At 64.1% G+C, this 26,224-nt stretch carries 28 protein-coding genes and 1 tRNA gene; 15 read left to right on the top strand and 14 right to left on the bottom strand.

Annotated features, from left to right (window positions below):
• The first annotated feature begins 58 nt into the window (after window positions 1–58).
• Both E4S61_RS03770 and E4S61_RS03775 read left to right on the top strand, forming a co-directional pair.
• Window positions 59–694 carry an FAD-dependent oxidoreductase gene (locus tag E4S61_RS03770; protein ID WP_135302564.1) on the top strand — a complete coding sequence of 212 codons (636 nt, stop codon included), beginning with the start codon at window positions 59–61 and terminating at the stop codon, window positions 692–694.
• Between the two features lie 342 nt (window positions 695–1,036).
• On the top strand, window positions 1,037–1,537 hold the full coding sequence (locus E4S61_RS03775) for a hypothetical protein (protein ID WP_135302565.1): 501 nt from the start codon (window positions 1,037–1,039) through the stop codon (window positions 1,535–1,537).
• A 123-nt stretch (window positions 1,538–1,660) separates the two neighbouring features.
• Here the strand turns inward: E4S61_RS03775 and E4S61_RS03780 are convergent, their stop codons facing one another.
• Window positions 1,661–2,077: a hypothetical protein gene (locus tag E4S61_RS03780; protein ID WP_135302566.1), complete on the bottom strand. Its 417-nt coding sequence runs from the start codon at window positions 2,075–2,077 to the stop codon at window positions 1,661–1,663.
• A gap of 216 nt (window positions 2,078–2,293) precedes the next feature.
• Here E4S61_RS03780 and E4S61_RS03785 point away from each other — a divergent pair, with 216 nt between their 5' ends.
• From E4S61_RS03785 to E4S61_RS03795, 3 genes are all read left to right on the top strand, one after another.
• Window positions 2,294–3,481 carry a tRNA sulfurtransferase gene (locus E4S61_RS03785; RefSeq protein ID WP_135302567.1) on the top strand — a complete coding sequence of 396 codons (1,188 nt, stop codon included), beginning with the start codon at window positions 2,294–2,296 and terminating at the stop codon, window positions 3,479–3,481.
• Between the two features lie 27 nt (window positions 3,482–3,508).
• A complete protein-coding gene (locus E4S61_RS03790; RefSeq protein ID WP_135302568.1) occupies window positions 3,509–4,042 on the top strand; it encodes a DUF5804 family protein in 534 nt (177 codons plus the stop codon).
• A 230-nt stretch (window positions 4,043–4,272) separates the two neighbouring features.
• The gene (locus E4S61_RS03795) at window positions 4,273–5,034 is read left to right on the top strand and encodes a helix-turn-helix transcriptional regulator (protein ID WP_135302569.1); all 762 of its coding nucleotides are present in this window, start codon (window positions 4,273–4,275) and stop codon (window positions 5,032–5,034) included.
• Between the two features lie 12 nt (window positions 5,035–5,046).
• Here the strand turns inward: E4S61_RS03795 and E4S61_RS03800 are convergent, their stop codons facing one another.
• Window positions 5,047–5,958, bottom strand: a complete 912-nt coding sequence (locus E4S61_RS03800; RefSeq protein WP_135303273.1) for a PLP-dependent cysteine synthase family protein — start codon at window positions 5,956–5,958, stop codon at window positions 5,047–5,049.
• Between the two features lie 120 nt (window positions 5,959–6,078).
• Between E4S61_RS03800 and E4S61_RS03805 the strand changes: the two genes are divergently transcribed.
• Window positions 6,079–6,546 carry a DUF488 domain-containing protein gene (locus tag E4S61_RS03805; protein ID WP_135302570.1) on the top strand — a complete coding sequence of 156 codons (468 nt, stop codon included), beginning with the start codon at window positions 6,079–6,081 and terminating at the stop codon, window positions 6,544–6,546.
• A 9-nt stretch (window positions 6,547–6,555) separates the two neighbouring features.
• Window positions 6,556–6,960: a thioredoxin family protein gene (locus E4S61_RS03810; protein ID WP_135302571.1), complete on the top strand. Its 405-nt coding sequence runs from the start codon at window positions 6,556–6,558 to the stop codon at window positions 6,958–6,960.
• Window positions 6,961–6,962: 2 nt separating this feature from the next.
• Here the strand turns inward: E4S61_RS03810 and E4S61_RS03815 are convergent, their stop codons facing one another.
• Window positions 6,963–9,155: a thioredoxin domain-containing protein gene (locus E4S61_RS03815; RefSeq protein ID WP_135302572.1), complete on the bottom strand. Its 2,193-nt coding sequence runs from the start codon at window positions 9,153–9,155 to the stop codon at window positions 6,963–6,965.
• 93 nt (window positions 9,156–9,248) lie between these two features.
• Between E4S61_RS03815 and purD the strand changes: the two genes are divergently transcribed.
• The 4 genes from purD to E4S61_RS03835 all read left to right on the top strand — a co-directional run bounded on the left by purD (window position 9,249) and on the right by E4S61_RS03835 (window position 14,442).
• A complete protein-coding gene (gene purD, locus E4S61_RS03820) occupies window positions 9,249–10,541 on the top strand; it encodes a phosphoribosylamine--glycine ligase (RefSeq protein ID WP_135302573.1) in 1,293 nt (430 codons plus the stop codon).
• A 119-nt stretch (window positions 10,542–10,660) separates the two neighbouring features.
• Window positions 10,661–13,213, top strand: a complete 2,553-nt coding sequence (locus E4S61_RS03825; RefSeq protein ID WP_135302574.1) for a bacterio-opsin activator domain-containing protein — start codon at window positions 10,661–10,663, stop codon at window positions 13,211–13,213.
• 406 nt (window positions 13,214–13,619) lie between these two features.
• Window positions 13,620–13,820 carry a DUF7576 family protein gene (locus E4S61_RS03830; protein WP_135302575.1) on the top strand — a complete coding sequence of 67 codons (201 nt, stop codon included), beginning with the start codon at window positions 13,620–13,622 and terminating at the stop codon, window positions 13,818–13,820.
• A 109-nt stretch (window positions 13,821–13,929) separates the two neighbouring features.
• Complete coding sequence (locus E4S61_RS03835; protein WP_245180561.1) at window positions 13,930–14,442, top strand: acyltransferase; 513 nt, start codon at window positions 13,930–13,932, stop codon at window positions 14,440–14,442.
• A gap of 9 nt (window positions 14,443–14,451) precedes the next feature.
• Here the strand turns inward: E4S61_RS03835 and E4S61_RS03840 are convergent, their stop codons facing one another.
• The 4 genes from E4S61_RS03840 to cobT form a co-directional block, all read right to left on the bottom strand.
• A complete protein-coding gene (locus E4S61_RS03840; protein WP_135302576.1) occupies window positions 14,452–15,246 on the bottom strand; it encodes a mechanosensitive ion channel domain-containing protein in 795 nt (264 codons plus the stop codon).
• Between the two features lie 2 nt (window positions 15,247–15,248).
• Complete coding sequence (gene dacZ, locus E4S61_RS03845) at window positions 15,249–16,058, bottom strand: diadenylate cyclase DacZ (RefSeq protein ID WP_135302577.1); 810 nt, start codon at window positions 16,056–16,058, stop codon at window positions 15,249–15,251.
• A 97-nt stretch (window positions 16,059–16,155) separates the two neighbouring features.
• Window positions 16,156–17,451 carry a cobyrinic acid a,c-diamide synthase gene (locus E4S61_RS03850; protein WP_135302578.1) on the bottom strand — a complete coding sequence of 432 codons (1,296 nt, stop codon included), beginning with the start codon at window positions 17,449–17,451 and terminating at the stop codon, window positions 16,156–16,158.
• Window positions 17,448–18,476 (bottom strand): nicotinate mononucleotide-dependent phosphoribosyltransferase CobT, encoded by a 1,029-nt coding sequence (cobT, locus tag E4S61_RS03855; protein WP_135302579.1) that lies wholly within the window; start codon window positions 18,474–18,476, stop codon window positions 17,448–17,450. The genes E4S61_RS03850 and cobT overlap by 4 nt, the downstream gene beginning before the upstream one ends.
• 151 nt (window positions 18,477–18,627) lie before the next feature.
• Between cobT and E4S61_RS03860 the strand changes: the two genes are divergently transcribed.
• Together E4S61_RS03860 and E4S61_RS25205 are read left to right on the top strand one after the other, a co-directional pair.
• Window positions 18,628–18,852 (top strand): DUF7385 family protein, encoded by a 225-nt coding sequence (locus E4S61_RS03860; protein WP_135302580.1) that lies wholly within the window; start codon window positions 18,628–18,630, stop codon window positions 18,850–18,852.
• Between the two features lie 291 nt (window positions 18,853–19,143).
• Window positions 19,144–19,305, top strand: coding sequence for a hypothetical protein (locus E4S61_RS25205; protein WP_167768401.1), 162 nt, complete (start codon window positions 19,144–19,146; stop codon window positions 19,303–19,305).
• A 174-nt stretch (window positions 19,306–19,479) separates the two neighbouring features.
• On the opposite strand, the gene E4S61_RS03865 is transcribed toward E4S61_RS25205, so the two are convergent.
• Both E4S61_RS03865 and E4S61_RS03870 read right to left on the bottom strand, forming a co-directional pair.
• Window positions 19,480–20,715, bottom strand: a complete 1,236-nt coding sequence (locus E4S61_RS03865; RefSeq protein WP_135302581.1) for an ABC transporter substrate-binding protein — start codon at window positions 20,713–20,715, stop codon at window positions 19,480–19,482.
• Between the two features lie 251 nt (window positions 20,716–20,966).
• A tRNA-Leu gene (locus E4S61_RS03870) sits at window positions 20,967–21,050 on the bottom strand.
• Between the two features lie 84 nt (window positions 21,051–21,134).
• Here E4S61_RS03870 and E4S61_RS03875 point away from each other — a divergent pair.
• Window positions 21,135–21,443, top strand: a complete 309-nt coding sequence (locus E4S61_RS03875; RefSeq protein ID WP_135302582.1) for a transcription initiation factor IIB family protein — start codon at window positions 21,135–21,137, stop codon at window positions 21,441–21,443.
• Here E4S61_RS03875 and E4S61_RS03880 read toward each other — a convergent pair whose 3' ends face one another.
• The 5 genes from E4S61_RS03880 to E4S61_RS03900 form a co-directional block, all read right to left on the bottom strand.
• A complete protein-coding gene (locus E4S61_RS03880; protein ID WP_135302583.1) occupies window positions 21,444–21,932 on the bottom strand; it encodes a phosphopantetheine adenylyltransferase in 489 nt (162 codons plus the stop codon). It abuts the gene before it with no gap.
• A 117-nt stretch (window positions 21,933–22,049) separates the two neighbouring features.
• A complete protein-coding gene (locus E4S61_RS03885) occupies window positions 22,050–22,541 on the bottom strand; it encodes a helix-turn-helix domain-containing protein (RefSeq protein WP_135302584.1) in 492 nt (163 codons plus the stop codon).
• Window positions 22,542–22,988: 447 nt separating this feature from the next.
• A complete protein-coding gene (locus E4S61_RS03890) occupies window positions 22,989–24,071 on the bottom strand; it encodes a glutamate--cysteine ligase (RefSeq protein WP_135302585.1) in 1,083 nt (360 codons plus the stop codon).
• A 69-nt stretch (window positions 24,072–24,140) separates the two neighbouring features.
• Window positions 24,141–24,773, bottom strand: a complete 633-nt coding sequence (locus E4S61_RS03895; RefSeq protein WP_135302586.1) for a fibrillarin-like rRNA/tRNA 2'-O-methyltransferase — start codon at window positions 24,771–24,773, stop codon at window positions 24,141–24,143.
• Window positions 24,770–25,615, bottom strand: a complete 846-nt coding sequence (locus tag E4S61_RS03900; RefSeq protein ID WP_135302587.1) for an NOP5/NOP56 family protein — start codon at window positions 25,613–25,615, stop codon at window positions 24,770–24,772. The genes E4S61_RS03895 and E4S61_RS03900 overlap by 4 nt, the downstream gene beginning before the upstream one ends.
• Window positions 25,616–25,748: 133 nt before the next feature.
• Here E4S61_RS03900 and E4S61_RS03905 point away from each other — a divergent pair, with 133 nt between their 5' ends.
• The gene (locus E4S61_RS03905; protein ID WP_167768402.1) at window positions 25,749–26,156 is read left to right on the top strand and encodes an Hsp20/alpha crystallin family protein; all 408 of its coding nucleotides are present in this window, start codon (window positions 25,749–25,751) and stop codon (window positions 26,154–26,156) included.
• Window positions 26,157–26,224: the final 68 nt, after the last annotated feature.

Genomic DNA, 26,224 nt, shown 5'->3' on the forward strand with positions numbered 1-26,224 from the left:
CCACCAGGCGGGAGAATCAATCGAAATTCCCTTGGCGGCGCCAGCCGACGTGGTCAATATGGACGAACGTTCACTTTCTGTCGTCGCCGTCCGGTCGGTGGGTCCAGACTCCGTCGCCATCGACATCGAGACGCCCGCCGAGTTCGACGCCCAACCGGGTCAGTTCGTCAAGCTCACGCTCTCAGTCGACGGCGAGGACGAGTCGCGCTTCTACACGATCTCCTCGCCCGACGTGGCCGACGAGTTCGAGATCACCATTGGTATCGACCCCGACGGCGACGTCGCGCCCCACCTCGCCGACCTCGAAGCCGGAGACGAAGTCCGCGTCTCCGGCCCCTTTGGATCGGACTACTACGAGGGCGAATCGCGCGCGGTCCTCCTGGCCGGCGGCCCGGGCATCGGTCCCGCCATCGGCATCGCCGAGCGCGCGCTTCAGGACGGAAACGATGCCGCCCTCGTCTATCAGGACGACGACCCCATCCACGAGGAGCGACTGGACGCCCTCGAAGCGGACGGTGTGTCCGTCACTGTACTCTCCGACGAGGCCGACCTGGCCGACGCCGTCGCCGAGGCCACCGACGACGGCGGTCAGGTGTTCGTCTACGGCTTCGCGGACTTCTTAGACGAGGCGATGGCCGCACTGGAAGCTGCCGGTGTCGACAGCGACGAGGCGAAAGTCGAGAACTTCGGCTGACCACCTTTTTCCCGGTCGGGTTTCCTCGCGCCTTCGGCGCTGCGGGAACCCTCCTGGCAAAAACGTGGGCGAAAAAGGCCGAACTCGCGGCGACGCCGCGAGTTCGGTGCAGTATCAGTTTCCGCGACCGCACCACAGACCTCCGCGGCAGCGCCAAGTGGATGCACTCGGCTATTCGGCGACGCACTGCGCTTCGGTCACGTTCTCGAACTCGAAGCGAGCACCGCCGTCTCGCTTTCGAAGGCGGTTCCAGTTCTCTGTACCTCGCTCAGACGGGACACCGCTTCGCCGGCGACTCTTGCAGGCAGGCCGCTTTTTCGGTCCCGTATCGAAGCTCCGGTCATGACCACACACGTTACCACGGATCAGGTTCGGTGGTGGCTCGACGATACTGCCATCCAGAGCGTGACGGCCGAGGACGAGGAGGAGACGGAGTTCAACCTCCAAGTGACGCTCTCCCGGCTCCCCATCCATCTGATAAAAGAACACGAACAGGGGCCGATCAGAGTGGTCGGGCGCAGTGCGTTCGACACCGAACGGTCCAGAGGGCTCTTAGCGGACGACGAGGCTCGGGGACAACTGCTCGACCGAATCGGCCCGATACTCGCGACGACACCGGGATTTTACACGTTCCTCGACGAGAACGACGATGCCTGTGAGTTCCGAGACGCCGATAGGATACAGATGGAGCATCGACTCTACCCCGAAGAGACGACACAGCAGGCGCTGATGGACAGCGTGATGGCGATCGCCTCGGGGATGCGGTACATCCAGAACGTCGTCTCCGCCACGCGGCCGGACCCGCCGGACGAGGAGCGAGGTAGCGATGGGACGGCGGAGTAGCCATCGTACGGCCAGAGGCGGTGTCGCCTGTTCCTCGTGAAAATTCTCAGAGAGAGGCACGCTCCCACAAAGACGTGTGCTGAGAGAGGAGGTCAGGTACGGCAATGGAGAATCCGCGGCTCCTCACTCGACCGCTAGTCCCAGCCGGTCACACACGTCTGTAAGGACGGAGATGACTGCTTCAGTCTCGGTCGATTCCGAACCCAAATCCCAGCTCAGCGGACCCAGTCCAGTTGCGCCACCGCCGGCGATGATAGTCACAGACGCCCGCTCCGCGGCTTCTCGCTCGATAATAATCGTCGTCTGTAGGTCCGAGTTCGTCCGGAGATAGTACCGCTCGGCCACGATAACTTCGAATCCATCGCCCTCGTACCTCTGTATAGCTGTGTCGTCGTCCTGACTCGAACCGCCGTACAGCGATCCTCCCAGCTGCATCGTTTCCCCGTTCTGTCCCTCGTCGGTTCGGCGCAGTTCGTCGTACAGCGACGCCGATAGCTGCTCCACCGACTCCCCCCGTACTGTGACTGTCTGTTGGTTCACTTCTAGCATTGTCCTATTCGTGATGTGTGTAAAGTGTGGCTCTCACTCTCCTGTGGTTACTTCGGACGGCCGATTTGTGAAAACGCTCTGCTGACCGACCGTGGATGAATGTCTACGGGACAGTGAGCTGCAACGGAGCGATCGGTCTCATCCAATAGACCAGCGTCGAGACGCCCCGAACGACACCCATTTATCCGCCATTCGGCAAGGAGCGGTATGCACCCGCCCGACGCCGACGTCGTCCTCGTTCGCCACGGCGAGGTGGGCGTCAAGAGCGAGCAGGTCCGCCGGAAGATGGAGACCAGACTGGCGGAGAACTTGGGGGCGATGCTCGACGCTCGCGGCCTCGACGGGACCGTCGAACAACGGCGAAATCGACTGTTTGTCCACACCGACGATCCTGAGCGTGTCACCAGCGCGGCAACGGACACCTTTGGCGTCGTCTCGGCGTCGCCAGCCGTGGTCGTGGATCCGACGCTCGATGCCATCGAAGACGCGCTGTCGGCGGCCACCGAAGCCCACTACGACGGCGGTTCCTTCGCTGTCGACGCACGGCGGGCCGGTCCAGCGGACGCCCACCCCTTCGCCAGTACGGACATCGAATCGGACGGCGGCGCGGCGGTGTGGGCGGCCATCGAATCGCTGGGTCACGAGCCGACGGTAGACTTAGAGGACCCGGAGTTTCGCCTGTTCGTCGAGTGTCGCGCCGAGGAAGCGTACGTCTTCGGAGAGAAGCGGGTAGGGCCCGGTGGGATGCCACTCGGCACCCAACGGCCCGTCGTCGCGCTGATAAGTGGCGGCATCGACTCACCAGTCGCCGCGTGGAAACTGATGCGACGGGGTTGTCCGGTGGTTCCGGTGTACGTGGCTTTAGGCGACTACGGCGGTCCGGACCACCGAGCGCGGGCGATGGCGACTATCGAGACGCTCGCCACGTACGCCCCCACGGAGCCGATGGACGCCCACGTCGTCGACGCCGGGTCGGTAATCGCAGCGCTGGCTGCGGAGATGGGCGACCGTCGGATGCTCTCGCTGCGGCGGTTCATGCTCGCCGTCGCCGAAGCGGTCGCCGAGGACGAGGGGTGCGTCGGTGTCGTTACGGGTGAGGCCATCGGCCAGAAATCGAGCCAGACCGCAGCGAACCTTGCAGTCACGGACGCCGTCGCGACGCTGCCGGTCCACCGGCCGAACCTCACGCTCGACAAGACGGAGATAACGGACCTCGCGCGGGATATCGGCACGTTCGAGGACTCGACCATCGACGCCGGGTGTAACCGCGTCGCGCCCGAACTTCCGGAGACCAACGCGTCGCTGTCGGCGCTCCGGGCGGCCGAACCCGACGATCTGTTCGACCGTGCTCGCGACTGTGCCAGCGAGCGTGAAGTCGTCGTTATCGAAAGCTAAATCTCCGGGGCGGGCCACCGACGACCCATGACGCAGGTTTGTCTCGTCGGGAGCGAGGACGTGAACCTCCAGTACGAACTGCTCTCACGCGAGACCGCGCGGAACGCGCTGGCGACGTACGACCTGCGGGAACCATTCGAGAACGCGCTGCGACTGGAGACGGTGAGTCTCGGAGCGGCCGTCGCCCTGCTCAACGACCTGAACTGGTATCTCGTCCGTTTCGTCGACGCCGCGTTCGTCCGCGAGCCCTCCATCAGCGAGACCGAGTGGCTCTCGCGGGAGCTGGCGGCAGCGGTCCGAGACGACGAGATTGCCCCCAGCGAGACGGGTCGGTTCCTCAAGGTGTACGGCGTCGTCGAAGCGGAGACAGACGAAGACGCCACCGAGAGTGCGGCTGGTGGGGACGACGAGGAGGCGACACCGCCAGCACAGGAACGGCCGCCGCGGCTGGTTGAGCCGATGTTGCTCACCCGCACTGGCGACGTGATTCCGGAGTACGACCTGCAAGAAGTCGACGAGACGCTGGTCGTCCGTGTTACAGAGACCGAGTTCGGCGCGTAGAATCCGCGAAAGGCATGGGGAGTGCCCCCATTGTCAGAGGCACGGTCTTGCGACCAAGTGGACACTCCAGTGGACACTCACCACCGGGCAGTGGTAAGCCCACAGCTACACTGAGTGTTCTAATTCAATATATACCAACCTTCCGTGAAAATTCCCGGAGCGTGAACGTCCGGCTCCAGTGTGCCGATTCTAGAATGAACCCTTTTCAATGTTCAGACATATCATCTGCTATGGTCTCAGTTCCGGACACTGCCGACGTGGTTGCGAAGCGACGTGACGTTCTCGCTGCACTCTCGACGCCGCTTTCGAAACCGGAACTCGTCGAGGAACTCGACACTTCGCGCTCGACGGTGGACCGTGCAATCGACTCGCTTATCGAGCATTCGTTCGTCGAACGCACGGGTAGCCGATACGTGGCGACGTTCGCGGGCAGCGAGGCGCTGGCCGCCTACGAACAGTTCCTCTCTCGTCTCGATGCGCTCTCCCGCGCACAGCCGGTGCTCGCGGAGCTGCCGGCAGATGTCGAGGTGGACCCCGAGATACTCGACGACGCGGAAGTCGTCGAGTCGTCGATGGCGGCACCGCAAGCGCCCCTCCGAGCGGCGACCGAGCTCGGTGACGGGGCGACGACGCTCTACGGGACCGGTCCGGCGGTCCTCCCGCACTACATCGAGGAGATCGGCGAACTCGTCGAAGACGGTGACGAGACGGAGCTAGTGTTGACCGAGGAGGCGGTAGCTGCTTTCTCCGCCGAGTACTCCGACGCCTTCGAGCAGTTCGCTGGTGCCGACAACCTCGACATTCACGTCACAGACCGAGAGATTCCCTACATCGTCTGGATCGCAGAGAAGCCCGACGAGACCGTGAGCGGCCTCATCGTCCACACCGACGACGGCGTCCGCGGCGTCGTCAACAACGACACTGCCGCCATGAACGAGTGGGCGAAGGCCCGCTACGAGGCATTCAAGGACGACGCGCGACCGCTTGAGTAACTGGATCGGCCGTCAGTCGAAGATGCCGGTGGACATGTAGCGCTCGCCGCTGTCCCAGTAGACGGTGACGACCAGCGGATTCTCGACATCGGCGTCCAACAGTTCCTCGGCTTTCTCACGCGCGGCGAGGTTCGACGCGCCAGAGGACTGCCCGACGAGGATGCCTTCCTCGCGGGCGAGACGTCGGCATTCGTCTTCGGCGTCGTCGAGCGTGACCGTCGTCACGTCGTCCAGTAGGTCCACGTCGAGGTTGTCGCTGACGAATCCCGGTCCCATCCCTTGGAAGCTATCCTCGCCGGTCCCGGGCTCCATCCCGGAGAGGACGGCGTTGTTCGCGGGTTCGACCGCGACGATGTCGACATCGGGAAACTCCTCTCGGAGACGACGGCCGGTGCCCGTAATCGTTCCGCCGGTGCCGACGCCGGCGACGAGGGCGTCGACGGTGCGGTCGCCGACCTGTTCGAGAATTTCAGGACCGGTCGTCTCGTAGTGGGCTTGCGGGTTCGCCGAGTTTTCGAACTGCCGCAACTGGACGTAGCCGCTCTCGTCGGTGAGTTCGTCGGCTCGCTCCTTCGCGGCGGAGATGTCGCCGTCGACCAGCTCGATGTCGGCTCCGTAGGCCCGCATTATCTCGCGGCGCTCCGGGGACTTCGAGGAGGGCATCACGAGGACGACGTCGTATCCCTTCGCCGCGCCGACCATCGCCATCCCGATACCGGTGTTCCCACTGGTCGGTTCGACCAGTGTGTCGCCGGATTCGAGGTCGCCGTCTCGCTCGGCGCGCTCTATCATGAACGTCGCCGGGCGGTCCTTCGCGGACCCGCCTGGATTGAACGACTCGACTTTCGCCGCGACCGTCGCGCCCTCGGGCGCGGTGACCGACACCAGCGGCGACCCGATCGCGCCGAGAATGGAGTCGTGCAGAGATTCGTGCATTGACGCGGGCTACGCCGTCCCCGGTTAAACCCCTAGTGGAGCCACGAATCCTCGCTGGGAGTTGGGGGTCCCGGCAGGCTTTTCCGCTGGCTGTGCCACCACACGGATATGAGCGCGAGCGTCAGCGAGACCTACGTCGCGGCCGTGCAGCACGGTCTGGCCGACCTCTCGGGCGACGAGACGCTGGTCGGCGTCGTCCGCGAGCCCACGGGCTGGTTCCACGCGGCGGTCGACGAGAACGTCCCCGAACTCGGCCCGCCGAGCGACCTCCTCACCGAGACGAAACAGCGAACTGAGGACTTGAAGATGCAAGGCCTCTGCGAGGAAGGCGCGCACAACGCGGCGTGGGACGAGACGGATTTCGCCGACCGATATCGGCGGCATCTCGACGAGAGCGAGAGTGCACAACGAGCGCTCGATTCCCTCACTGAGCGGGTCCTTGATGACGAATCTATCGTTCTCGTGTGCTTCGAAGGAAACGACAAACGCTGTCATCGCACCATCCTCCGCGACCGACTACGTTCTCGTCTCGGCGAAGTTCGGAAGTCGGGAGATTCAAGCCACTCGCCGCCGTAATTCTGTGACATGAGCGAGAGCGGGACACTCGAAACCCTCGAACCGAACCCGGTGTGGGTCGAAGACGCCTACGACGACACCGTAGACGCCCTTCGAAAGCAGAAGGACGAACTGGAGTACCACGTTTGGGGGGGCGACTGGTGTAAGGACTGTCGAGCACAGCTCCCGGACTTCGGCGCGGCGCTAAAGGCCGCCGACGTGCCCGAGGACCGAATTCATCACTACCCCGTCGAGAAGCGCGACGACGGGTCGAAGACCGGGCCGAAAGTCGAGGAGTACGGCATCGAGTTGATACCGACCGTCATCGTCGAACGCGACGGCGGGGAGGTTGCCCGCTTCGTCGAGGAGGAACCGGTCCCCATCGCGGTCTACCTCGCGGACCAACTCGAAGAGACCGAAGAGATAGAAGAGTAGTTCTACTCCCGTCCCCACCGGAGCGCCGCGTCGAAGTCGTGTTTCGGGGGCGAACACGCGAAATTTCGGCACGCATACACCGTCGGGTCGCTCTCGGCGGCGTTGCGGCCAGCCCAGATAGGCGGTTCGTCGTCCAGTTCGATCGTCGCCAACCACGTGTCCAGAGACTCGGCGTCGGCGGGTCGCCACGCGAGGAGGCGACGCGGTACGTACGTCGATGCGAGCGTCTCAGTCCACTCGGCAGGCGGGTCGCTCGGGTCACAGACCAGCGTGAGTTCGAGCGACCCCTGTTCGTACTCGTCGGTCGCGAGCGTCAGTGACGCGTGTTCGAGCGGGTTCGAGGAGATGCGGTCGGCGTGCGTGCGGACGACCTTCTCCGCGACATCGCCGAAGCGGTCGTCGTCTCGAAAGTGCGAGAGCGAGAGCAGCAGCGAGACGGCGACGCCGGTGCTCGACGGCGTCGACTGGTCGGTGAGTTCCTGCGGGCGGGCGACGAGCGACTCGCCGCCGGTCGGCGTGAAGTAGAGCGTCTCGGCCTCGTCGTCCCAGAATGCCTCGATGACCGCGTCGGCGAGGTCCATCGCGAAGTCGAGGTGGGTCACGTCGCCCGTCGCCTCGAAGAGGTTCAGCGCGCCGCGGCCGAGGAACGCGTAGTCTTCGAGGTAGCCGTCGATGGCCACGTCGCCGTCCTTGTACCGCCGCGAGAGTCGGCCCGCGTCGGCGTCCCAGAGGTGCTCTTGGACGAAGTCGAGCGCGTCGGCCGCCACGTCGGCGTACTCCTCGTCCAAGACGATAGCACCCTCGGCCAGCGTCGAAATCATGAGGCCGTTCCACCCCGCGAGAATCTTCTCGTCGCGGGCCGGTCGCGGCCGTTCCTCGCGGGCAGCGAACGCTTCGTCGAGCGCCTGCTGGAGTTTCTCGGTCGCTTCGTCCTCGGTTAGGTCGCGCTCCTCTGCGATGACGTGGAGCGGTTTCCGTACGCCGAGCACCGTCTGTCCCTCGAAGTTGCCGCGGTCGGTGACGCCGTAGTACTCACAGAAGATCTCGGCGGCCGCCTCGTCGTCCACGGCGTCGTGAACCTGCTCAGGCGTCCAGACGTAGAACGCGCCCTCTTCGGTCTCGCCGTCGGGGTCGCTGGGAGGGCGACTCACCGCATCGAGCGTGCTGAAGAACCCACCGTCCTCGTGTTGGAGTTCGCGCTGGACGAACTCGAACGTCTCTCGGACGACGGCGGCGTACCGCTCGTTGCCGATGGCCTGATAGCCCGCGAGGAAGGCTCGCGGAATTTCGGCGTTGTCGTACAGCATCTTCTCGAAGTGGGGTACCCCCCACTGGGAGTCCGTCGAGTAGCGGTGGAAGCCGCCGCCGACGTGGTCGTACAGTCCCCGGTCGGCCATCGCGTTCAGCGTCTCCTCGACGACGGCGAGGTAGTCGTCACCGTCGTCGTCCGGACTGCGCTGTTCGCCACCCGATAGTCCCGAGCTGGACGGCGATTCACCGTCTGCGGAAGCCCGAAGCAACGCGTGGATTCGCCCGGTTTGGGGGAACTTCGGCCCGCCCGAGCCCCACCCGCCGTTATCCCGGTCCGCGCCGCGATGGGCGACGGTGGCCGCTGTTCCGATGATGTTCTCTTCCGGGTCGCCGGGTTGACCCGTCGTCGCCTCTAAGTCACTCTCGATGGCGTCAGTCCACTGATCCGCGCGATTCTCCATCTCGTCGCGCTGTTCGGGGTCGGCCCACGAGGTCGAGAGATCTTCCAACAGGTCGCGAAAACCGGGCATCCCGCGCTTCTCCTCGGGCGGGAAGTACGTCCCCACGTAGAACGGCTTGCCCTCGGGCGTGAGCCACGCCGACAGCGGCCACCCGCCGCGACCCGTCACCTGCTGGCAGATGCTCATATACACCGAATCGACGTCGGGTCGCTCCTCCCGGTCCACCTTCACGGGGACGAAGTGCTCGTTCAGCGTCTCCGCGACGGCCTCGTCCTGAAAGCTCTCCTCCTCCATGACGTGACACCAGTGACAGGCCGCGTAGCCGATGGAGAGGAAGATAGGTACGTCGCGCTCTTTGGCGGCTTCGAGCGCCTGTTCGTCCCACGGCTGCCAGTTCACCGGATTGTCGGCGTGCTGTCGAAGATACGGGCTCTCCTCCTCGTCGAGACGGTTTCGGGTCGTCGGGTCCGCGTTGTCGCTCATACTCGCCACTCGGTCGGCCGCGGGGAAAAGGAGTGTGTCCGGCATCAGCACGAGAGAGCAATACTTACGGTGCCGCCCATCCGGCGTTCGGGTATGACCGAGACTGTGCTGCTGGTGGGCGGTGGCGGCCGCGAACACGCCGTCGCTCGCGCGCTTGCCGACTCCGACGCGGACCTGTACGCCTGTGCCGGGAACAAGAACCCCGGCATCGTCGCCCTGGCCGAGGGCTTCGAGACGCTCGATACGACCAACCCCAAGGCCGTCACGACCTACGCCCGCGAGGTGGACGCGACGCTGGCCGTCGTCGGTCCCGAGGCACCGCTTGCGGCGGGCGTCGCCGACGCGCTGGACGACGAGGACATCTACGCCTTCGGCCCACAGGAGCAGGAAGCCCGCATCGAGACGGACAAGGCGTTCCAGCGCCGCTTCATGCGCGAACACGACATCCCCGGCTGTCCGGACTTCGAGACGTTCGAGGACATGGAGGCCGCCTGCGACTACATCGACGAGTACGACGGCGACCTCGCGGTCAAGCCCGCCGGGCTGACCGGTGGGAAGGGCGTCCGCGTTATCGGCGACCAGTGTACCGCCGAGGGAGCGAAGGAGTACCTCCGGGATTCGGACTACGACCGGGTCGTTCTCGAAGAGCGCCTCGTCGGCGAAGAGTTCACGGTGCAGGCGTTCGTCGCCAACGGCGACCTCCGCGTGACGCCGGCGGTGCAGGACCACAAGCGCGCCTACGAGGGCGACGAGGGGCCGAACACCGGCGGGATGGGGAGTTACTCCGATTCCACCCTCGAACTGCCGTTCATGACCGAGGACGACTACGGCGACGCCGTCGACGTGCTCAAAGCGACCGTCGAGGCACTTTCCGGCTACAAGGGCGTTCTCTACGGTCAGTTCATGCTGACCGAGACCGGCCCGCGCGTTGTGGAGTTCAACGCACGTTTCGGCGACCCCGAGGCGATGAACACGCTCCCGGTGTTGAACACGGACTTCCTCGACGTGCTGACGGCCGCCCGCGACGACGTGTCGCTCCCGCAACTGTCCTTCCGTCCGAAGGCCACCGTCTGTAAGTACGCCGTCCCCGACGGCTACCCGACTGACCCCGAAGCCGGTGCGAAGGTGACCATCGACGAGGACAACGCCGGCGAGGCAATCCTGTACTACGCCAGCGTCGACCAGCGCGACGACGGTATCTACACGACGACGTCTCGCTCCTATGCCGTCGTCGGCGTCGCTGATTCCATCACGGACGCCGAAGAAATCGCCGAAGGTGCCCTCGAACGGGCGGGCACCGAGGGGCTACGGGTGCGCCACGACATCGGTAAACCCGACCTCGTCCAGCAGCGAATCGATCACATGGCCGAGATTCGCGGCGACTGACGACACCGGCTCAGGTTCTATCGCCGCTCGAAATATAAGATAGATAACCTCTTTCCCCCTCATTTTTGAGCTATACGGCCCAATGTAGTGGTAGCTAATGACACGATAGTCGAGATACTATGTCTTCATCTCCAATCCACATCTTGCTTGTCGATCAGGACCCGACGGAATCGTCGGTCCACGTCGAGACGTTGCGAGAAGTGCTGTCCGCGGCAGACGTCGACGTGGCAGAGACTGCTGATGACGCCACCAAACTGCTCGAAGCAACCGAATACGAGGTTCTCCTCGCCCGCGAAGACCTCCAGACGACGGACGGTCTCTCGTTTCTCGCCGCTGCTGCCGAGACGGCTTTCGACCTGCAGACGATACTACTCGCAGACGATGTCACGACCGACTTGCTTCGAGAGGCCTCGGCAGTCGGAATCGACGAAGTCGTCCCGCTCTCCGTGGATCCGACCGACGACTCGACGCTGGCCCACCGACTCCGCGCCCGTCTCGACACGGTTCGGTCCTCGGCACGGGAGACCAGACTCGACTCGGCGACCGACAAAGAGCCCTCGCCCGAATCGGACTTACAGAACCCGGCACAGCTGCTCGAAGCGGTCGCTCGAATCGCCAACGACGGCATCATCACCATCGATACCGACAGCAAGATTCGCTTCGTGAATCCCGCGATGGAGGAGATTTTGGGATACACGCCGTCGGAACTGATCGGCGAACCGTTGACCGGCTTGATGAGCGACCGACTCGCTTCGCGTCACGAAGCGGGCTTCCAGCGGTATCTCGATACCGGCGAACGCCAGCTCGACTGGGACAACGTCGAACTCTCGGGCCAGCACAGTGACGGCACCGAGGTGCCACTCAGTATCTCGTTCAGTGAGATTACCTACGAAGGCGAGCGGTTCTTCACCGGTATCGTTCGGGATGTCAGCGAACAGAAACGACGGGAGCAGCGACTGCGGCAGTTGAACGAGGGGGCACAGGCCCTCTCGACGGCCGAGACGGTCGAAGAAGCCTGTAACATCGCGGTTCGAACTGCACAGGACACGCTCGACCTACCGATCTCCATGATCGCGTACTACGACGAACAGACCGGGACGCTCCAGCCGATGGCCCGAACGATCGCCGCCGACACGCTCACCGACGAAACGGAACTGTTCGCCCCAGAGCGTGACCTCCCGTGGGAGGTCTACCTCGAACAGGAGCGGCGGGTGATCCCGGACGTCTCGGCGGCGTCGAACCTCTCCGCGTCGGAGACGCCGCTACAGAGCGTCGTTCTCTTTCCCATCGGGAGTTACGGCGTGTTCGTAAGCGGTGCGACGGAACCGAAGACGTTCTCGCAGCACGATCTCACGCTCGTGACGCTGTTCGTAGCGAACATCCAGGCGGCTCTCGACCGGGTCGAACGCGAAGAGCAACTGCGAGAGCGAACCGCGGAACTCGAAGCGCGCACGGAGACGTTAGCTCGGGTCAACCGTCTCAACTCGGTCATCCGTGAGATTACGCAGGTGTTGACCGAGGCGACCACTCGGGAAGAAATCGAACAGACGGTGTGTACGAAGTTGGCGAACGCCGAGTCCTATCGCTTCGCGTGGGTCGGCGAACAGGAGACGGTCGGCGGACGAGTCGTGCCGCGAACGTCTGCGGGCGTCGAGAAGGGGTATCTGGACGATATCGAGATCACGGCCGACGAGGCGTCGGCGGCGAACGGACCGACGGGTCGAGCGGTCAAGACACACGAACCACAGGTCGAGAACAACCTCCACAGTGACCCGCCCTTCGAGCCGTGGCGACAAGCCGCCCTCCAGCGCGGCTACCGCGCGAGTATCTCGGTGCCATTCGTTCACGAAGACATCCTCTACGGCGTGTTGAACCTGTACGCGGGGACCCCGAACATCTTCGACGAGTTAGAGGAAACCGTGCTGGCGGAGTTGGGGCGGATGATCGGGTACGCGATCAACGCCCTCGAACGGAAGAAGATGCTCGTGAGCGAGACGGCCGTCGAACTGGAGTTTCGGGTGACCGATCCCGACATCGCGGCGATCAAGTTCACACAGGAAACCGGCAGTCGGTTCGAGTTCGAGGCGCTGGTCGATCAGGCTGATGGAACGTTGCGGGCGTTCTTCACTATCGACGGAAGCAGTCCCGATACCATCAGAACGTTTGCCGACCGCTCGACGGCGATCAAAGACATCCGACTGATCGCACAGCGAGAGAGCGGCTACTTCTACGAGGCGACGCTCAACGAGACGAGTTTCTTCGCGTCGCTACTCAGCGCCGGGGCGCACCCGACCACGCTCACCTCGACGCCGGAGGGCGCGGAGTTGCTGGTCGAACTCCCCAGTTCGGGCGACATCAAGGCGTTCTTAGAGATGTTCCTGAGTCAGTACGACGCGGAACTGACCGCCAGACGCGAACTCGACCGGCCGGTCCTCACCGAAGAGGAGTTCGAAGCCATCTACTTAGAGCAGTTGACTGACCGCGAAGAGGAGGTGTTGCGAACGGCATACCACGCCGGGTTCTTCAACTTCCCACGGGATAGCTCCGGCAGCGATATCGCGGAAATCCTCGGCATCTCCCAACCGACGGTGAGCCGACACATCCGGAAGGGGGAGCGAAAGCTCTTCGACATCGTCTTCGGCGAGCAGTCGGCGACCGGGCCGGAACAGTAACTCGGCGGTATAGCGCTCCTCTCGGCGAACCGACGGCCCGTGCATCCATATTCGCCGAACCTCTCCGTCGAGCGTACGAGTATACGGGCCAGTGATATGTGGCCGGTAGACGAACCCGTAGGTGGCAGGACCAGTGTATGAGCGAACGGACGCAGACCCTGATAGGGAGGGTGGGATCACGCCCCGCCAGTCGCACTCGTGATCAGAGGGTGGGGGCCCTCGTGGCGGCATCCACAGCGAACGGACCGCGGCGGTCGGAGCAGAGTAACTGCCACTTCGACCGAACTGCGGGCACAGCGCGAAGGTTGGCCGAGACAGACACAACGGGTCCCGAACGGCGAGACATTCTCGCTCGGGAGCCGGGTATCGTCGGCGACGATGTCGACAGCACGCTCGGGGGAACGTAATGTCGCCACACGTAGACGAAACGATCGCCGAGACCTCGCTCAGCGAGACGGCGGACGGCGATATCGTGACGATCTGTACGAAGTGCGATGGAGAACTCGACCCCGGAGAGCGAACGCCGACGGTGGCGACGATGGAGGACGGCGTCACCGTCTACCTCTTCTGTGACGAGGACTGCAAAGCGACGTTCCAGAGCGACTGAGCCGCCTACCGACGACTGCGGTCGTACTGCCTTCGAGACACGGACGACGGCACCGACTGACACAGCAGGTCCGAGTGGTTTGATTATCTCCGGGTCGCTATCGGTTCCTGTGAGCGGCCAACGACACGACGACCTCGACCGCCATCCGACCCCCGGCCCGCGCAACTCCCTGTTCTCGTGGCCCGACGCGAAACACCCGCTGCGCGTGATGGTCAACTACGCCGTCATCCTCATCTGTCGCGTCTCGCCGAGTCTGCAGCTCAAAAACTGGCTGTTGCGCCGTCTCGGCGTCACCGTCGGGACCGGCGTCGCGTGGGGCCTCGAATCGACACCGGACGTGTTCTGGCCGGAACTCATCACCGTCAGAGACGACGCCATCGTCGGCTACGACGCGACGCTGCTCTGTCACGAGTTCCTCCAGACCGAGTATCGCACCGGCGAAGTCGTCGTCGGCGAACGAGCGATGATCGGCGCGGGCGCGATCGTCCTCCCGGGCGTGACGATTGGAGCCGACGCGCAGGTGGCTGCGAACTCCCTCGTCACGGACGACGTCCCGCCGGAGACGACCGTCGCTGGCGTCCCGGCGGAGCCGATAGAACGGGGCAATGACGCCAACAATTAGCGTCGACAGCTAGTTCCGGACGCGGACGATACCCGACCGGATGACCAACTGGTTCGGGATGATGTGTTCTTTCCCCTCGCTCTCGACGTGCGTGACGAACATATCGACCTCTTGAACGATACCCTGGCGGTCGCCGATAACAACCTCGTCACCGATGCTGTACGGCTCCGACAGCAAGAGGTAGAGTCCGGCGGCGCTCGCAGCTAACAGGTCTTTCAGCGCCAGACCGATGATGAAGACGAGACCGAAGGAGTACGCCGCAAGCAGGATGAGCAGCGCCATCGTATCGACGCCTAGCTGACCGAGTGCGATGAGGACGGCCAGATAGAAGATGCTGTACTTGACGAGTTCCGGCACCAGCGTCGCCTCCGGGAGTTTCACGCTCCGGAGGCGCTCCGACACGACGAGCCGTGCCTTATCACCAGCGATGAGACCGATGATGAGCGCGAAGGCGGCGATAAAGAGGTCCGGGAGGAAGCCGGTGAAACGAGTCCAGTACGCCTCCGGATTGCCCAGTTGGGCGATGTTCAGCGCTACCGTGACGGTGACGATGTAGACGAACAGCGCCGCGAGGTTCGAGACGATTCCGACCGTGGACGTGCCCAGACTCCGAGCGGTCCGCTCGAACGGCGTCCCTTCGACGGCCTCGGGGACGCCAAGTTCACGCATGAACTGCCGTGAGGCCCGCCAGACGAGTACGCCGAGTATCAGGCCGACGAAGAGGACGATAATCGAGAGCAACACGGCGTTCTCCGGCGAGAACAGCGTTCGAATGACGTCCGGCCAGTCGAATCCCAGTTGCATCGTCAGTATTCCTCAGGGTCGATTTCGAGGACGATTTCCCCGCCTTTGAACGCCCGCACGAGGCCGTCGCTCTCGGAGAGGACGATCGCAGTCGCGTTCGTATCGCGAGAGATTGCCCCACCAGCCATGTGTCGCGCACCCAGCCCCTTCGGGATGTCCACCCCTTCGGCAGAGGGTTCGAGGTAGCGGTACGCGGAGACGATCTTTCCGGCGTCGGAGATGACGAACGCACCGTCGAGCCGCGAGAACTCCTTCAACATCACGTTGACGATGGGGTCGCCGACGTGGACGTGGGACTTCTCGAAGGGGTTGTACGAGAGCGGCCGGGACTTATTCATCACCTTGCCGGCGTCGCCGACGACGAACAGCGCGCCGACGGGTTTGCCCTTCTGGCCTTTCTTCCCGAGTTCGATGGCCACCTCGAAGACGTCACGAACGACGCCGGGTTCGGCCCGGGAGTTGACGAACAGGTCGTAGACGCCCGACGGCGAGAACTCGTTGGTCTCGATACGGGCGACGGTGTTTCCGACCCCACCTAAGAAGTCAGTCACGCAGACGACTTCGTCTCCCTCCTCGAAGAACTCTTTTTCCAGTGCGCCCTCGATACCGAAGCGTATCCGATCTTCGAGATCGGTGAAGTCGATCGGCAGTTCGACGAAATTATCCGCGCCAACGGTGTTCTCCGGGCCAACGACGACGACGGGGAGATCCGCGTCCTCGAACTGCTCGAAGGCAGCGGCGTTCGGAGAGAACAGCGAGACGGCATCGGCGTCTGCGACCACGTCGGCGAGCAGGTCGCGCAACTCGTTCATTGTACGTATCACGATGGCAGACAGGAAAAAAGTTTATGGGCAGTCAGCCGACCGTCGGCCCTCTGTCAGACAGCCCGCGTTGCCGAACGGCCAGCCGTCACCGATTCGTCAGCAGCCGGTCGAAGGCACCGCTCGCCGCGTGGGTGTGACAGTACGTCCCAACGGTAGCGTACTCGGTGAGACCGTCGTGGTCGCCGTCGATGCCGGTCCCGCGCTCGACGTCGAAGGCGAACCTCGCATCCGACTCCACGGTGGCCGCGGAGTAGTGAAACTCGTGGCCGCGGCGAGTCGTCCCCTCGACGGCGAGCGGCGTCGCCCGCGCCGCAGTCAGCTCGACGTGGTCGAGCGCCTGATAGCGCTCGCGCATCTCGACGGCCGCTGGCAACACGCCTGCCATCTCGTAGGTGTCGCCCTCGGTCGTCGAGAGCGACTCTGAGAGCGCCATCAACCCGCCACACTCGCCGTAGATGGGCACTCCATCGGCCGCTCGTTCCCCGATCTCGTCGATCGTGGGCGACTCGGCCAGTTCCGGGGCATGCAGTTCCGGATATCCGCCGGGCAGGTAGACGGCGTCCGCGTCGGGAACCGGGTCACCGGCGAGCGGCGAGAACGGCGTCACCTCGCCCAGTTCACGGAGACGTTCGACGGTGCTCGGATAGACGAAACAAAAGGCGGCGTCGCGCGCGATCACGATTTGCTTCCCGGTCGGTTCCGGCGGTGACGGCGACTCTGTCGGCGGTTCGCGGGCCGCGTCTACGAGTCCCTCGGTGTCGATGTGTGCTGCCGCTTCTGCGAGCGCGTCCCCGTCGATGGGCGCTTCCTCGCCCATGTGGAGGCCGAGATGTCGCTCCGGGATTTCGAGGGCCGTCGTCGGCGGAATCCGGCCTAGATACGCCAGTTCGTCGGGAAGCGCCCCGCGGATGCCCTCGGCGTGTCGCCCGCCGTGGGCCCGCTGTGCGAGGACGCCGACCACGTCCACGTCTCGGCCGATGCGGTCCGCGTAGGTGCGAAACCCGAGCGCCGTCGCGCCGACGCTCTCCATCCCGGCGCTCGCATCGACGACCAGCACCACCGGTAGGTCGAGCGCTTCGGCGACACTGGCTGTCGAGGCCGCCGACCCGTCGTATAACCCCATCATTCCCTCGACGACGCAGATATCGCCCTCGCCGCGCCAGTATGTTCGGCGCAGTCCGCTCTCACCGGCCAGCCACGGATCCAGCGAGCGCGACGATTTTTCGGTGACGGCCTCGTGGTGGCTCGGGTCGATGAAGTCCGGGCCGGCCTTCGCCGGTTGCGGGTCGTAGCCCGCCGCGTCGAGGGCGGTCAGCGTAGCCAACGTCGCCACGGTCTTGCCGACGCCGGAAGCCGTGCCCGCGAGGACGACGCCCTTCACGGCGACGCACCGACCGCACTGTCGAGCAGGTCGTCGTACACCGCGGCGAACCGTTCGCGAACGTCGGTCATCGGGATGCCCGCTCGGTCGGCCAGCGCCAGCGCCCCACCCATACCGACGCCCTCCTTCGCTTCGCCAGCGACGAAGCGCTCCATCGCCACGTGATCGCTCTCGGCGAACCCGGGGTCAGTCACGGTCACGTCGAGCGAGAGCGACGCCGCGCTCGCTCGGAGGTCCGCCGTCTCGTCGTCGGCGACGAATTGCGTCGTCGCCAGCCCCAGTCGTCCCTCGTAGCCGCCGTGGCGCACCAGCGCCGCGACGGCCAGTTGCTGTGTCCCGCCCGCGAGCGTCACGGGCGTATCCGTCTCGACGGCCCCGGCGGTCAGTCCCGCGAGCGTCGCTAAGACCGGGTCACCCATCCGCCGGACGGCCCGTTTAGGGTCGCCGCTAGCGTCGCCTGGCGCGAGCGAACTCGCTTCGAGCGCTGTTTCGACAGCTGCCTGTTTCTGTTCGGTCGGGTTGGCCGGTAGCGACGAGGAGACCATCGCCTCCTCGCCCAACGCGCGCAAGACGCCCAGTGCTGTCGTCGTCCCGCCGGGAATCGTCTCCGCCAGCCACAGCTCGTCGGCCGGAAGTCGCCGACCGAACTGCCGTGCGGCCTCGAACGCGCCGTACGCGGTCGGCACCGGGTCCTGCTCCGCGATATCGCGCCCGACACCAGCGCCGACCGTCACCGTCGGCGCGGCGGTCGGGTTCGCCAGCCCGCCGTCGACGACGGTCACCTCGAATCCCAGTAGCTCCCGCACCGCTCGCGTGACCAGTGCGGGCGTCGGACAGCCGCTGGGGCTAACCGGGACGTGCTCCGTCCGGACCGGCCGCCCGTACGTGAGCAGTTCGGCGTCTGCCGCGGGCGTCTCGACCATCAGTTCGGAATCGGCTCCGGCGGCGCTGATACCGTCCCGCTGTGCCGTCTCCGTCGTCCCCGCGACGAGGACGAATCGGCTTCCATCACCCGAGTGTTCCATACTGGTTTGGAGTACTGCAACCGCACTTTAACGCACCGGTGTACCCGGTCGGCCGCTTCGCTCGCTGTCGCTGGCTTCGAGCCCTGCCGCTTCTCGTCTGAACGCCGCAGTTGGGCGTATGATTTAAGCGACCCGGCCCGCCACTCCCGGTATGGAAGATTTCGATGACCTCGTCTCGTCGCTGACGCCGCGCGAGGACAACGACGCCATCAAATCGTACCAGAACACGACTGCCGTCGCCTGTCCGGCCTGCGAGAAACCGTTCGACGATATGGTCGTCTGTAAGCAGGAATTCACCTCGCTGAATCTCGACTTCGAAATGGACCTGTGTACAGCCATCCACGACGGCAACGTCGTGTTGTTCACACACAAATAACTCCGTCACGTTCTCCAGCGGTAGCGCACGCCGAGCGACCGGTCCTGCCCCCGAGTTACGCCCCTTTGCACGCCCTGTTCGAACCACTCCGTTCGAACTGTCCGTCACAATCGTCTCCGGTAGCTGCTGTCAACTGGTGCCATAGAGCCGCAGTACTGTGTCCGCCCCGACGACACGAAGCCGAGACGCTGGAATATACAGGCCGAGCGGTGAAGCCAGTCCCGTTCGCCTAGTCCATATACGAGCGTATCACAGGGGCAGTCCACCGCTGCCCATCCGAGGTATCTCGACATGACATCGACAAAACCACCCACCGGCGACGTTGGCACAAAGAGTATCGCACACCAGAAAGCCCGCAAGCGACTGACGGAGGCGCTCGAAGCCGAAGAGTCCGTCAAGAAAGAGTATCTTATCCGCGAAACGCTCCAGCTGCTCCACATGGCCGACCGCTGAGCCACCAGAAAAGAGCCGCTTCTCCTCCTTCAGCCACGGCGGCGGTCGACAGCTCGGCAGCAAACGGCCGTTCCCGATTCGACTGCCGTCACCTCAGACGGATTGTTGTAGCTGTTGCCCGGCAATCGTCACACCGGGCCCGAGGATACCGGTACGAGACTACAACAATCCGTATCAGACGTTCCCGAGAATCGCGTTCGAAACACGCTGACGGTCGAATAGCTGCTCCTCGGCTGGAATCTCCGGATATGGTCCCTTCTCGTAGGTCGGCCACTCACCGAAGACGTCGGGGTACAGCTGCTTGGCGGTCATTTCCAGCTGGAAGAGGCTGAGGATCGGGCCCTGGTACCGGGCACCTTGTGCGTAGACGCGGTCGTTTTTCACGGCCGCGATCTCCGACGTGACTGGATCCTCCTCGAATGCCGCTCGGCGTTCGACCATGTCCGTCTTCGGTTCCATCCCGCCGAGGTGAAGTATGACATCAGGGTCGGCCTCTAGGAGCGTCTCGAAGTCGATAACGGAGTTGCTCTCGACGCTTCCTTCGAAGGCGTCACGAGGGCCGAGCGGGCGGGTGTGTGCCGTCAGGAACCCCGGCGTGTTCATGGTATATGTGTAGATCTCCTCGATATCGGCGGCGGCGATCATGACTGCGGTCGGTCGCTCGGATTTGGGTGGGAGGTTCGTCTCGATCGTCGAACGCAACTGTTCGTTTACCGCGGCGAGTTCCTCGTAGCGTGTCCGCTCGCGGAACACCTCGGCGACGAGTTCGAACTGCTCCCAGAGCCCGTAGTACTCGTAATTGTTAGCCCACTCGCCGGTCGGCTCCCGGTGGATGTCGCTGAGCGAGTTTCCGAACCACGGCGAGATGTTTTCGGCGATCTCTTGAATATCCGACTGGCTCCACTTGTCGAGTTGGGTGATCCACGCGGGATCGGCGAGGTGAATGTCGCTGTCGAGTTCGTACAGCTTCTCCTTCGAGGGCTTCCACGATGAGTACAGGCTCGTCCAATCGAGGGAGACGTCGGGGAGTCGTTCGACGTACTGGTTCCACAGGCCGTCGTAGTAATCCGGCGCGTGCATCGCGGTGATGCCGTCGCCGCGACCGAGTGCGAACGCCATGTCAGCGTGGTGAGTGAGCCGCGTGAACACCGTCTCCGGCGGTGACTCGAACGTGACCGTCCCGACCGGCGACATCGTCACAGAGTACGAACCGCCTTCGGCCACCGTGTCCGCGTTCGAGGCCGCTTCGGTCGACGTAGCGTTCTCGTCTGAACTCGTCTCACCCGTGGTCGCCCCGGTGTCCGCGTTGCTCGAACAGCCGGCGAGCAGGCTCCCAGCGACGACTGCCCCGCCGTATCTCAGGTACTCCCGCCGAGTCTGTTCGCTCGGTGTCTCGGAATCGCGTTCCATGTTTTTAGGCTTGCCTAAACAACTTATATAGCTTTCGTGCTTTAGGCCGGCCAAATCTGCTGGTGAGAGCCACCACATCGTAGGCACATCGAGAGAGACTTGTGGCTCACGAGTTGTTCGCGGAGAAGTGCGCGGGACCGGATTTGAACCGGAGCAAGAAATGCTCGCTCACGTCGTTCGCTGCGCGTTCCTTGCAGGGTTCAGAATCCGCTCCATCCGCTATTCGTCCTCACTGTCGTTCGGACAGAATATGCGCGGGACCGGATTTGAACCGGCGGACCCCTACGGGATAGCGTCCTAAGCGCTACGCCTTTTCCTGGCTCGGCAACCCGCGCGCAGTCCATCGTTTCCGCGAGGTCATCAAGAAGCCTTCGTTCCGCGGCGAGAGCTTTAGGTGGGTCGGCCGCCAACAGGCGTGCATGTATCGCGCAAGCGACCGGGTCGAACAAGACGAGTGGCTCTCGGAGATCGAAGCGGCCGCCGAGACGCTTGACCTCGGGACGCAGGCGCGTTCGCACGCGGTTGATCTGTTTCTCTCGACGCTGCCCGACGAGGAGCGTTCGAAACGAGCGTCTCTGGCGGCGAGTCTCTACGTCGGGGCGCTGGTCGCGGGCGAAGAACGCTCACAGACCGCCGTCGCCGACGCGACAGGTGTCTCTCGGTTGTCAATCCAGAAACGGTGGAAAGCACTCATCGAGCGCGTCGGGCTGGAAGCGCCGGACTGGTAATTACGACGGCTGACCGCGGCCCTCGCGCTCGGGCGTGAGGTTGCCGTGTTCGTCGATCTCGCCGTTGACGATGCGGGTCGAAGAGATGATGTCGCCGTCGTCGGCGTAGACGTGGGGGACGACCGCAATCTCGAGCGGGTCGTGACCGCGTTCGCGGCGGATCTCGTTGATTCGCTTGCCGCCGGTCTCGGTTTCGGGCGAGACGACGAGCACGTCGAACTGGGCCTCGGTGGCGATACCGGTCGGTTCCGTGAGCTTTCGAATCTGCCAGTCCCGGTCGTTTCCATCGGCGAACGACGAAAGTTCGACCGCGAGGTTGTCCCGCCGGTCCTCGAACGAGCGGACGTGTCGCTCGTCGTGGCGCGTCTTCGGCGCGAGGTCGTCGCTTGTGAGTCCGACAGTTACATCACCGAGTTCGAACGCGCGCTCGAACAGCGCGCGGTGCCCGTCGTGAATAGGGTCGAACGTTCCACCAAGCGCGACCTTCATGCTCCGGGAAACGGCGGGGTTTGATTTAGTGGTGTCGTCTTCGTCAATCCCCGATAGAGCGTCACACGGGAGTGTGTCCCGGTCTCAGAGATCTTCCTCTCTCGGCTTCCTAACGGGCTACTCGTCGTCCTCGTCGTCTGCGTCCTCGACGGAGATGGTGACCGGTTCGCTGTCCGATACCGAGTCGTTGCTCTCGTCCAGATGGTCGTCGAGGTTGAACACCGTGTTCAGTTCGGATTGGACGTCCCCAACGATGTTGTTGACGAGTTCGCTCGGCGGAATCGCGCTGTACTCGTACGGGTTGTTGCCCGCACCGTCGCTCTTGCGTTTCTTCCGGGTCACTTTCCCCTCGTCGTGGAGCTCGGCCAGCGCCTCGCGGACGGTGCTCGGATAGAGTCCGGTGGCTGCCGAGATCTCGTCGCTCGTACTTTCGGGGTTCTGTCGGAGGCTGACGTAGATGCGCGCGCGGGTATCGGTGTCGAGTATCCACGCCAGCAAGTCCACGATGCCCTCGTCGAACTGTTCGACGGCGCGGTCGGCCTCCTGCTCGATACGCTCGCGCACGTCTCCACTCTCCTCTCTGTCGTCGGGTGTGTCGTCACTAGACATGCGTCGTCTCTGTGGGGACGAAAGCGATTGCCGGATAAAAACCTTGGCTCCAGCCTCAACTGTGCTATCAAGCCGAGTGTCGACTGCAGAGATATGAACGTTTCAACCTTTTCGAGCAGAAACGATTTTCGGAAATGCGGACCTGTACGATTAAGACTTAAAAGATACCTGAAATGAGCTCTGACTATCGTGCATGAGAGTGACCCTATGGTATTTTACTACTGTCCTCAATAGTATTGATCGTCCACGGCACGCCGACGCCATCGAAGACGGCGCGGCGAACGCGATGCCAGTGGTGGGGCCACGGAGCATCGTGCCATGGTGGACCAAGAGCCTAGCGGGGGTACGAACAGGTGTGGGGACACCAGTGGTGGCAGCCAGAGTCTTTCATCCCGATACCGCTTCGGTATCGGTCACTCGTCCGTCTCGAGACAGTGTTCTCGACAGTCAGTACTCGAGCAAGAGCGACTCACATAGCGACTGGACGCCCTCTTCTCGTCGGATTCGACGCTGGCGCGCTGCACCACTCTCACTGTCGAACAACGTCTGAAGGCCGTCGATGTCGAGTCGTTCGCACTCGTGTTCGACGATGTCGGCGAGTGAGCGTGTCTCCGCGGACTCTTTGGCGAGCAGTTCCGTCGACTGTCCGTGACGAATCGCGCGCCACTTGTTCTCGTCGAGGAGTTCGCGGCGGACGTCGGTCCCCGACTCGCCGTCTTCGTAGCGCGCGGCGTAGTCCTCGACGAGCGCGTGGACGTACTCCACGAAGGCGAGTACTCGGTCGGGGTCGGCCTGCCCGTCGGGGGCGCGCACCTCAACGGTACCGTGCCCGGAGTGGGGTCGCACGTCGAACCAGAGTTCGCCGCGGTCGTCGATGCTCCCGCTCTCGACCATCCGACGTTCGTAGCGCTGGAACGCCTCGTAATCCGCGAAGGCCGTTGGCATCCCGGTGTTCGGGAGCGCCTCGAAAATCTTCGCTCGGGCCGACTGGAGACCAGTATCGAAGCCGTTCCAGTACGGCGAATTCGCCGACAGCGCCAACATTACGGGGACGTGCCACCGGAGTTCGTTGGCGACCCAGACGGCCTTGTCCGGGTCGTCGACGCCGACGTGGACGTGCAGACCCGCGGTCGTGTTCCGGTGCTGCGGATACTGGATGCGGTCCAGCTGCGCGCGGTAGCGCGGCTTCTCGGCGTGTTCGAGTTCGCGCCACTTCGCCAGCGGGTGGAGTCCGGCTGCGGCGATTTGAAAGCCATTGTGTTCGGCGTGGTCGGCGAGCGCCTCACGCACGGCGAGCAACTGCTCGCGCGCCTCGCCCGGCGTCTCGATGAGCGGCGTCTGTGTCTCGATGACGCACTTGAACAGTTCGTGGTCGAGTCGCTCTTCCAGAATCGCCGGTGGGTCGGTTTCGTAGACGAGTTCGTCCGTTCCGGACGTGGGGCGACCGAACTCGTCGACGACGTAGAACTCCTCCTCGATACCGAGCGTACCCATCCGGGTGAAGTTCTCGGGAGACCCCGTCTTGTCCATCGACTTGGGAATCGGAAGCGACCCGTTAAAGCCTTCCGTCCGCCTCCGATGGCCGTCTGCTCGGGAAACTCATTCCGGTCGCGGGCGGGCGACGACGCCGAGGTGATCCTCGTGATAGGGCGACAGCCGTTCGGTTTCGAGCACCTCGTATTTCGATTCGAGGTCGGCAAGCACGTCGGCGAAGACGTCTTCGGGGTCGGCGGTCACGTCCTCACTTCGGGCCTTGATGGCTGCCAATAGGCAGCCGTCGTTACCGAGGAACTGCCGGTTCAGCGCGGCGACGCGCCCCTGCCCGCGCGTCGCCACGTCCTGAATCAGCACGTCCACCGGCTCGACGACGTGGGCGTACGTCTCGGGCTTGCGGGCGTCCTTCAACAGCGGGAAGAGGTTTGGACGGCGCTCGGCGACGCCGATCAGGTCCCGCGCCGGCCGCGGCGCGAACTCGACGGCGTAGGTCGGCCCGCCGAAGTCGGCAACGTGACTCACCGTCGTCCCGGCCGCCGCGCCGAGGTACAGCGTCGTCTCGCCGCCGGAGAGCCCGGTGTCCATCCCGAGTTCGAGCATCGCGCCGAGCTTCGAGCGGTGGGGGTCCCAGCGCCGCCACTCGCCGTCGGTTCGCTCGCCGTATTCGGGATGGCCCCGTGTGGCGATGCTCGTCGTCCCGTCGAACTCGTGGCGCTCGACATCGTCGGGGAGACTCATTCCTCGTCACCCCCGCGCGAGCGGATACGCTCGATGCGCTCGTCCAGTTCCGCGTCGAGGTCGGGTTTTCGCTCGCCGCTGTAGTGGTCGACCCGCGCGGCGATGCTCAACTTCCCCGCCAGCGCCCGGGCGGCGGACCCGCGTTCCTCGCGGCGGGTCCCGCTGACGTACTCGTGGGTGAAGATGATGCCGTGCTTCGGCGAGGGGGCGTTCCCCTTGAGGTGGGCGAACAGCGCGTCCTCCGCACCGAGGACCTGGACGGTGCCGCTAGGCTGTTTCGCGAGCGATTCGAGACCACCGGCGAGGGAGATGAGTCGGGCGGCCAGCACTGGCCCGGCCAGCGCCGAGAGGTTCGGCGCGACCGCGGGGGCGGTCTGTTCGATGAACGACCGCAGTTCGTCGGCTTCCTCTGCGAGGGAGACGGTTCGCTCGGCCAGCGACTGAATCGCCTCGTCGCCGCGGTTCGCCGGCTCTCTTTCGGCTATCTCGCGGGCGTACGCGACGCCGCTCTCGCTCTCGCCGTAGCGACTGCCACCCCACTCGGCGACTCGCTCGGCCAGTTCGTTGGCCGTGCGCTCGCAGTCGGCCATCGCCCGCACCGCATGGACGAGTTGCTGGTCGCCGGCCGTCTCGCGTTCGTGGACGGCGGCCTCCGTCGCCGTGATCGTCGCCGTATGCAATCGCTCGTAGTACGCCGCTTCGTCGGCGGCGAACCCGCTCTCGACGGCCTCTCGGGGCCAGTCGGACGGTTCCTCGGCGCGGCCGCTCTCGATGCGGTCGGCCGCACCCGCCGCGTCGTCGGGGTCGAGACCAGCGAACCAGGCCCCTGTGTCTCCGGTCATACGTGGGATGAGTGGGCAGACGGGTATAGGTGTCATCCTTCGCCGCTCGGCACAGAATTCACGTCGTAGCATATCGATTGCTATCACGTATCCATACGTGTTTATTTCCTCTCAATGCTTATATGTGATTGTTATGAGAGGACAACGATACCCCTTCGACAGCATGGACCGACTGTTCGACCAGATGCGACGCGAGATGTTCGGCGGCATGAGCGACCCTGCTCTTGAAGACTCCAGTGGCTGGGACGCCGGGGTTTCCATCGAGGAGACAGACGACGGTTTCGTGGTGCTTGCGGACCTTCCGGGGTTCGAACGCGACGAGCTATCGCTGAAGATCCACGATGATCGCCTCCACCTCAGTGGCGAGCACGAAGTCGGCGAGGGCTCCACCTACCGCCGACGGACCGTCTCCGAGACGATCGACCTCCCGGCCCACGTCGACGCCGAGGACGCGAGCGCCACCTACCGCAACGGCGTGCTCGAAGTCCGGTTCACCATCGAAGACGAGTCCGACGAGGGCAAGAACATCGACATCGAGTGAGCGAAGCGCCGCCGACGCGGCCACAGTCGCTGAGAAAACTTTTCCAAACGGGCCGAGCATGAACTTCC

It is taken from the genome of Haloarcula amylovorans (genome assembly GCF_004681185.1).
GTDB lineage: Archaea > Halobacteriota > Halobacteria > Halobacteriales > Haloarculaceae > Haloarcula > Haloarcula amylovorans.

What these genes read in the sequence shown, in the direction of transcription:
- E4S61_RS03770 (WP_135302564.1), top strand. Translation starts at nt 59, where the DNA reads ATGGACGAACGTTCACTTTCTGTCGTCGCCGTCCGGTCGGTGGGTCCA.
- E4S61_RS03775 (WP_135302565.1), top strand. Translation starts at nt 1,037, where the DNA reads ATGACCACACACGTTACCACGGATCAGGTTCGGTGGTGGCTCGACGAT.
- E4S61_RS03785 (WP_135302567.1), top strand. Translation starts at nt 2,294, where the DNA reads ATGCACCCGCCCGACGCCGACGTCGTCCTCGTTCGCCACGGCGAGGTG.
- E4S61_RS03790 (WP_135302568.1), top strand. Translation starts at nt 3,509, where the DNA reads ATGACGCAGGTTTGTCTCGTCGGGAGCGAGGACGTGAACCTCCAGTAC.
- E4S61_RS03795 (WP_135302569.1), top strand. Translation starts at nt 4,273, where the DNA reads ATGGTCTCAGTTCCGGACACTGCCGACGTGGTTGCGAAGCGACGTGAC.
- E4S61_RS03805 (WP_135302570.1), top strand. Translation starts at nt 6,079, where the DNA reads ATGAGCGCGAGCGTCAGCGAGACCTACGTCGCGGCCGTGCAGCACGGT.
- E4S61_RS03810 (WP_135302571.1), top strand. Translation starts at nt 6,556, where the DNA reads ATGAGCGAGAGCGGGACACTCGAAACCCTCGAACCGAACCCGGTGTGG.
- E4S61_RS03815 (WP_135302572.1), bottom strand. Translation starts at nt 9,155, where the DNA reads ATGAGCGACAACGCGGACCCGACGACCCGAAACCGTCTCGACGAGGAG.
- purD (WP_135302573.1), top strand. Translation starts at nt 9,249, where the DNA reads ATGACCGAGACTGTGCTGCTGGTGGGCGGTGGCGGCCGCGAACACGCC.
- E4S61_RS03825 (WP_135302574.1), top strand. Translation starts at nt 10,661, where the DNA reads ATGTCTTCATCTCCAATCCACATCTTGCTTGTCGATCAGGACCCGACG.
- E4S61_RS03830 (WP_135302575.1), top strand. Translation starts at nt 13,620, where the DNA reads ATGTCGCCACACGTAGACGAAACGATCGCCGAGACCTCGCTCAGCGAG.
- E4S61_RS03840 (WP_135302576.1), bottom strand. Translation starts at nt 15,246, where the DNA reads ATGCAACTGGGATTCGACTGGCCGGACGTCATTCGAACGCTGTTCTCG.
- dacZ (WP_135302577.1), bottom strand. Translation starts at nt 16,058, where the DNA reads ATGAACGAGTTGCGCGACCTGCTCGCCGACGTGGTCGCAGACGCCGAT.
- cobT (WP_135302579.1), bottom strand. Translation starts at nt 18,476, where the DNA reads ATGGAACACTCGGGTGATGGAAGCCGATTCGTCCTCGTCGCGGGGACG.
- E4S61_RS03860 (WP_135302580.1), top strand. Translation starts at nt 18,628, where the DNA reads ATGGAAGATTTCGATGACCTCGTCTCGTCGCTGACGCCGCGCGAGGAC.
- E4S61_RS25205 (WP_167768401.1), top strand. Translation starts at nt 19,144, where the DNA reads ATGACATCGACAAAACCACCCACCGGCGACGTTGGCACAAAGAGTATC.
- E4S61_RS03865 (WP_135302581.1), bottom strand. Translation starts at nt 20,715, where the DNA reads ATGGAACGCGATTCCGAGACACCGAGCGAACAGACTCGGCGGGAGTAC.
- E4S61_RS03875 (WP_135302582.1), top strand. Translation starts at nt 21,135, where the DNA reads ATGTATCGCGCAAGCGACCGGGTCGAACAAGACGAGTGGCTCTCGGAG.
- E4S61_RS03880 (WP_135302583.1), bottom strand. Translation starts at nt 21,932, where the DNA reads ATGAAGGTCGCGCTTGGTGGAACGTTCGACCCTATTCACGACGGGCAC.
- E4S61_RS03885 (WP_135302584.1), bottom strand. Translation starts at nt 22,541, where the DNA reads ATGTCTAGTGACGACACACCCGACGACAGAGAGGAGAGTGGAGACGTG.
- E4S61_RS03890 (WP_135302585.1), bottom strand. Translation starts at nt 24,071, where the DNA reads ATGGACAAGACGGGGTCTCCCGAGAACTTCACCCGGATGGGTACGCTC.
- E4S61_RS03895 (WP_135302586.1), bottom strand. Translation starts at nt 24,773, where the DNA reads ATGAGTCTCCCCGACGATGTCGAGCGCCACGAGTTCGACGGGACGACG.
- E4S61_RS03900 (WP_135302587.1), bottom strand. Translation starts at nt 25,615, where the DNA reads ATGACCGGAGACACAGGGGCCTGGTTCGCTGGTCTCGACCCCGACGAC.
- E4S61_RS03905 (WP_167768402.1), top strand. Translation starts at nt 25,749, where the DNA reads ATGAGAGGACAACGATACCCCTTCGACAGCATGGACCGACTGTTCGAC.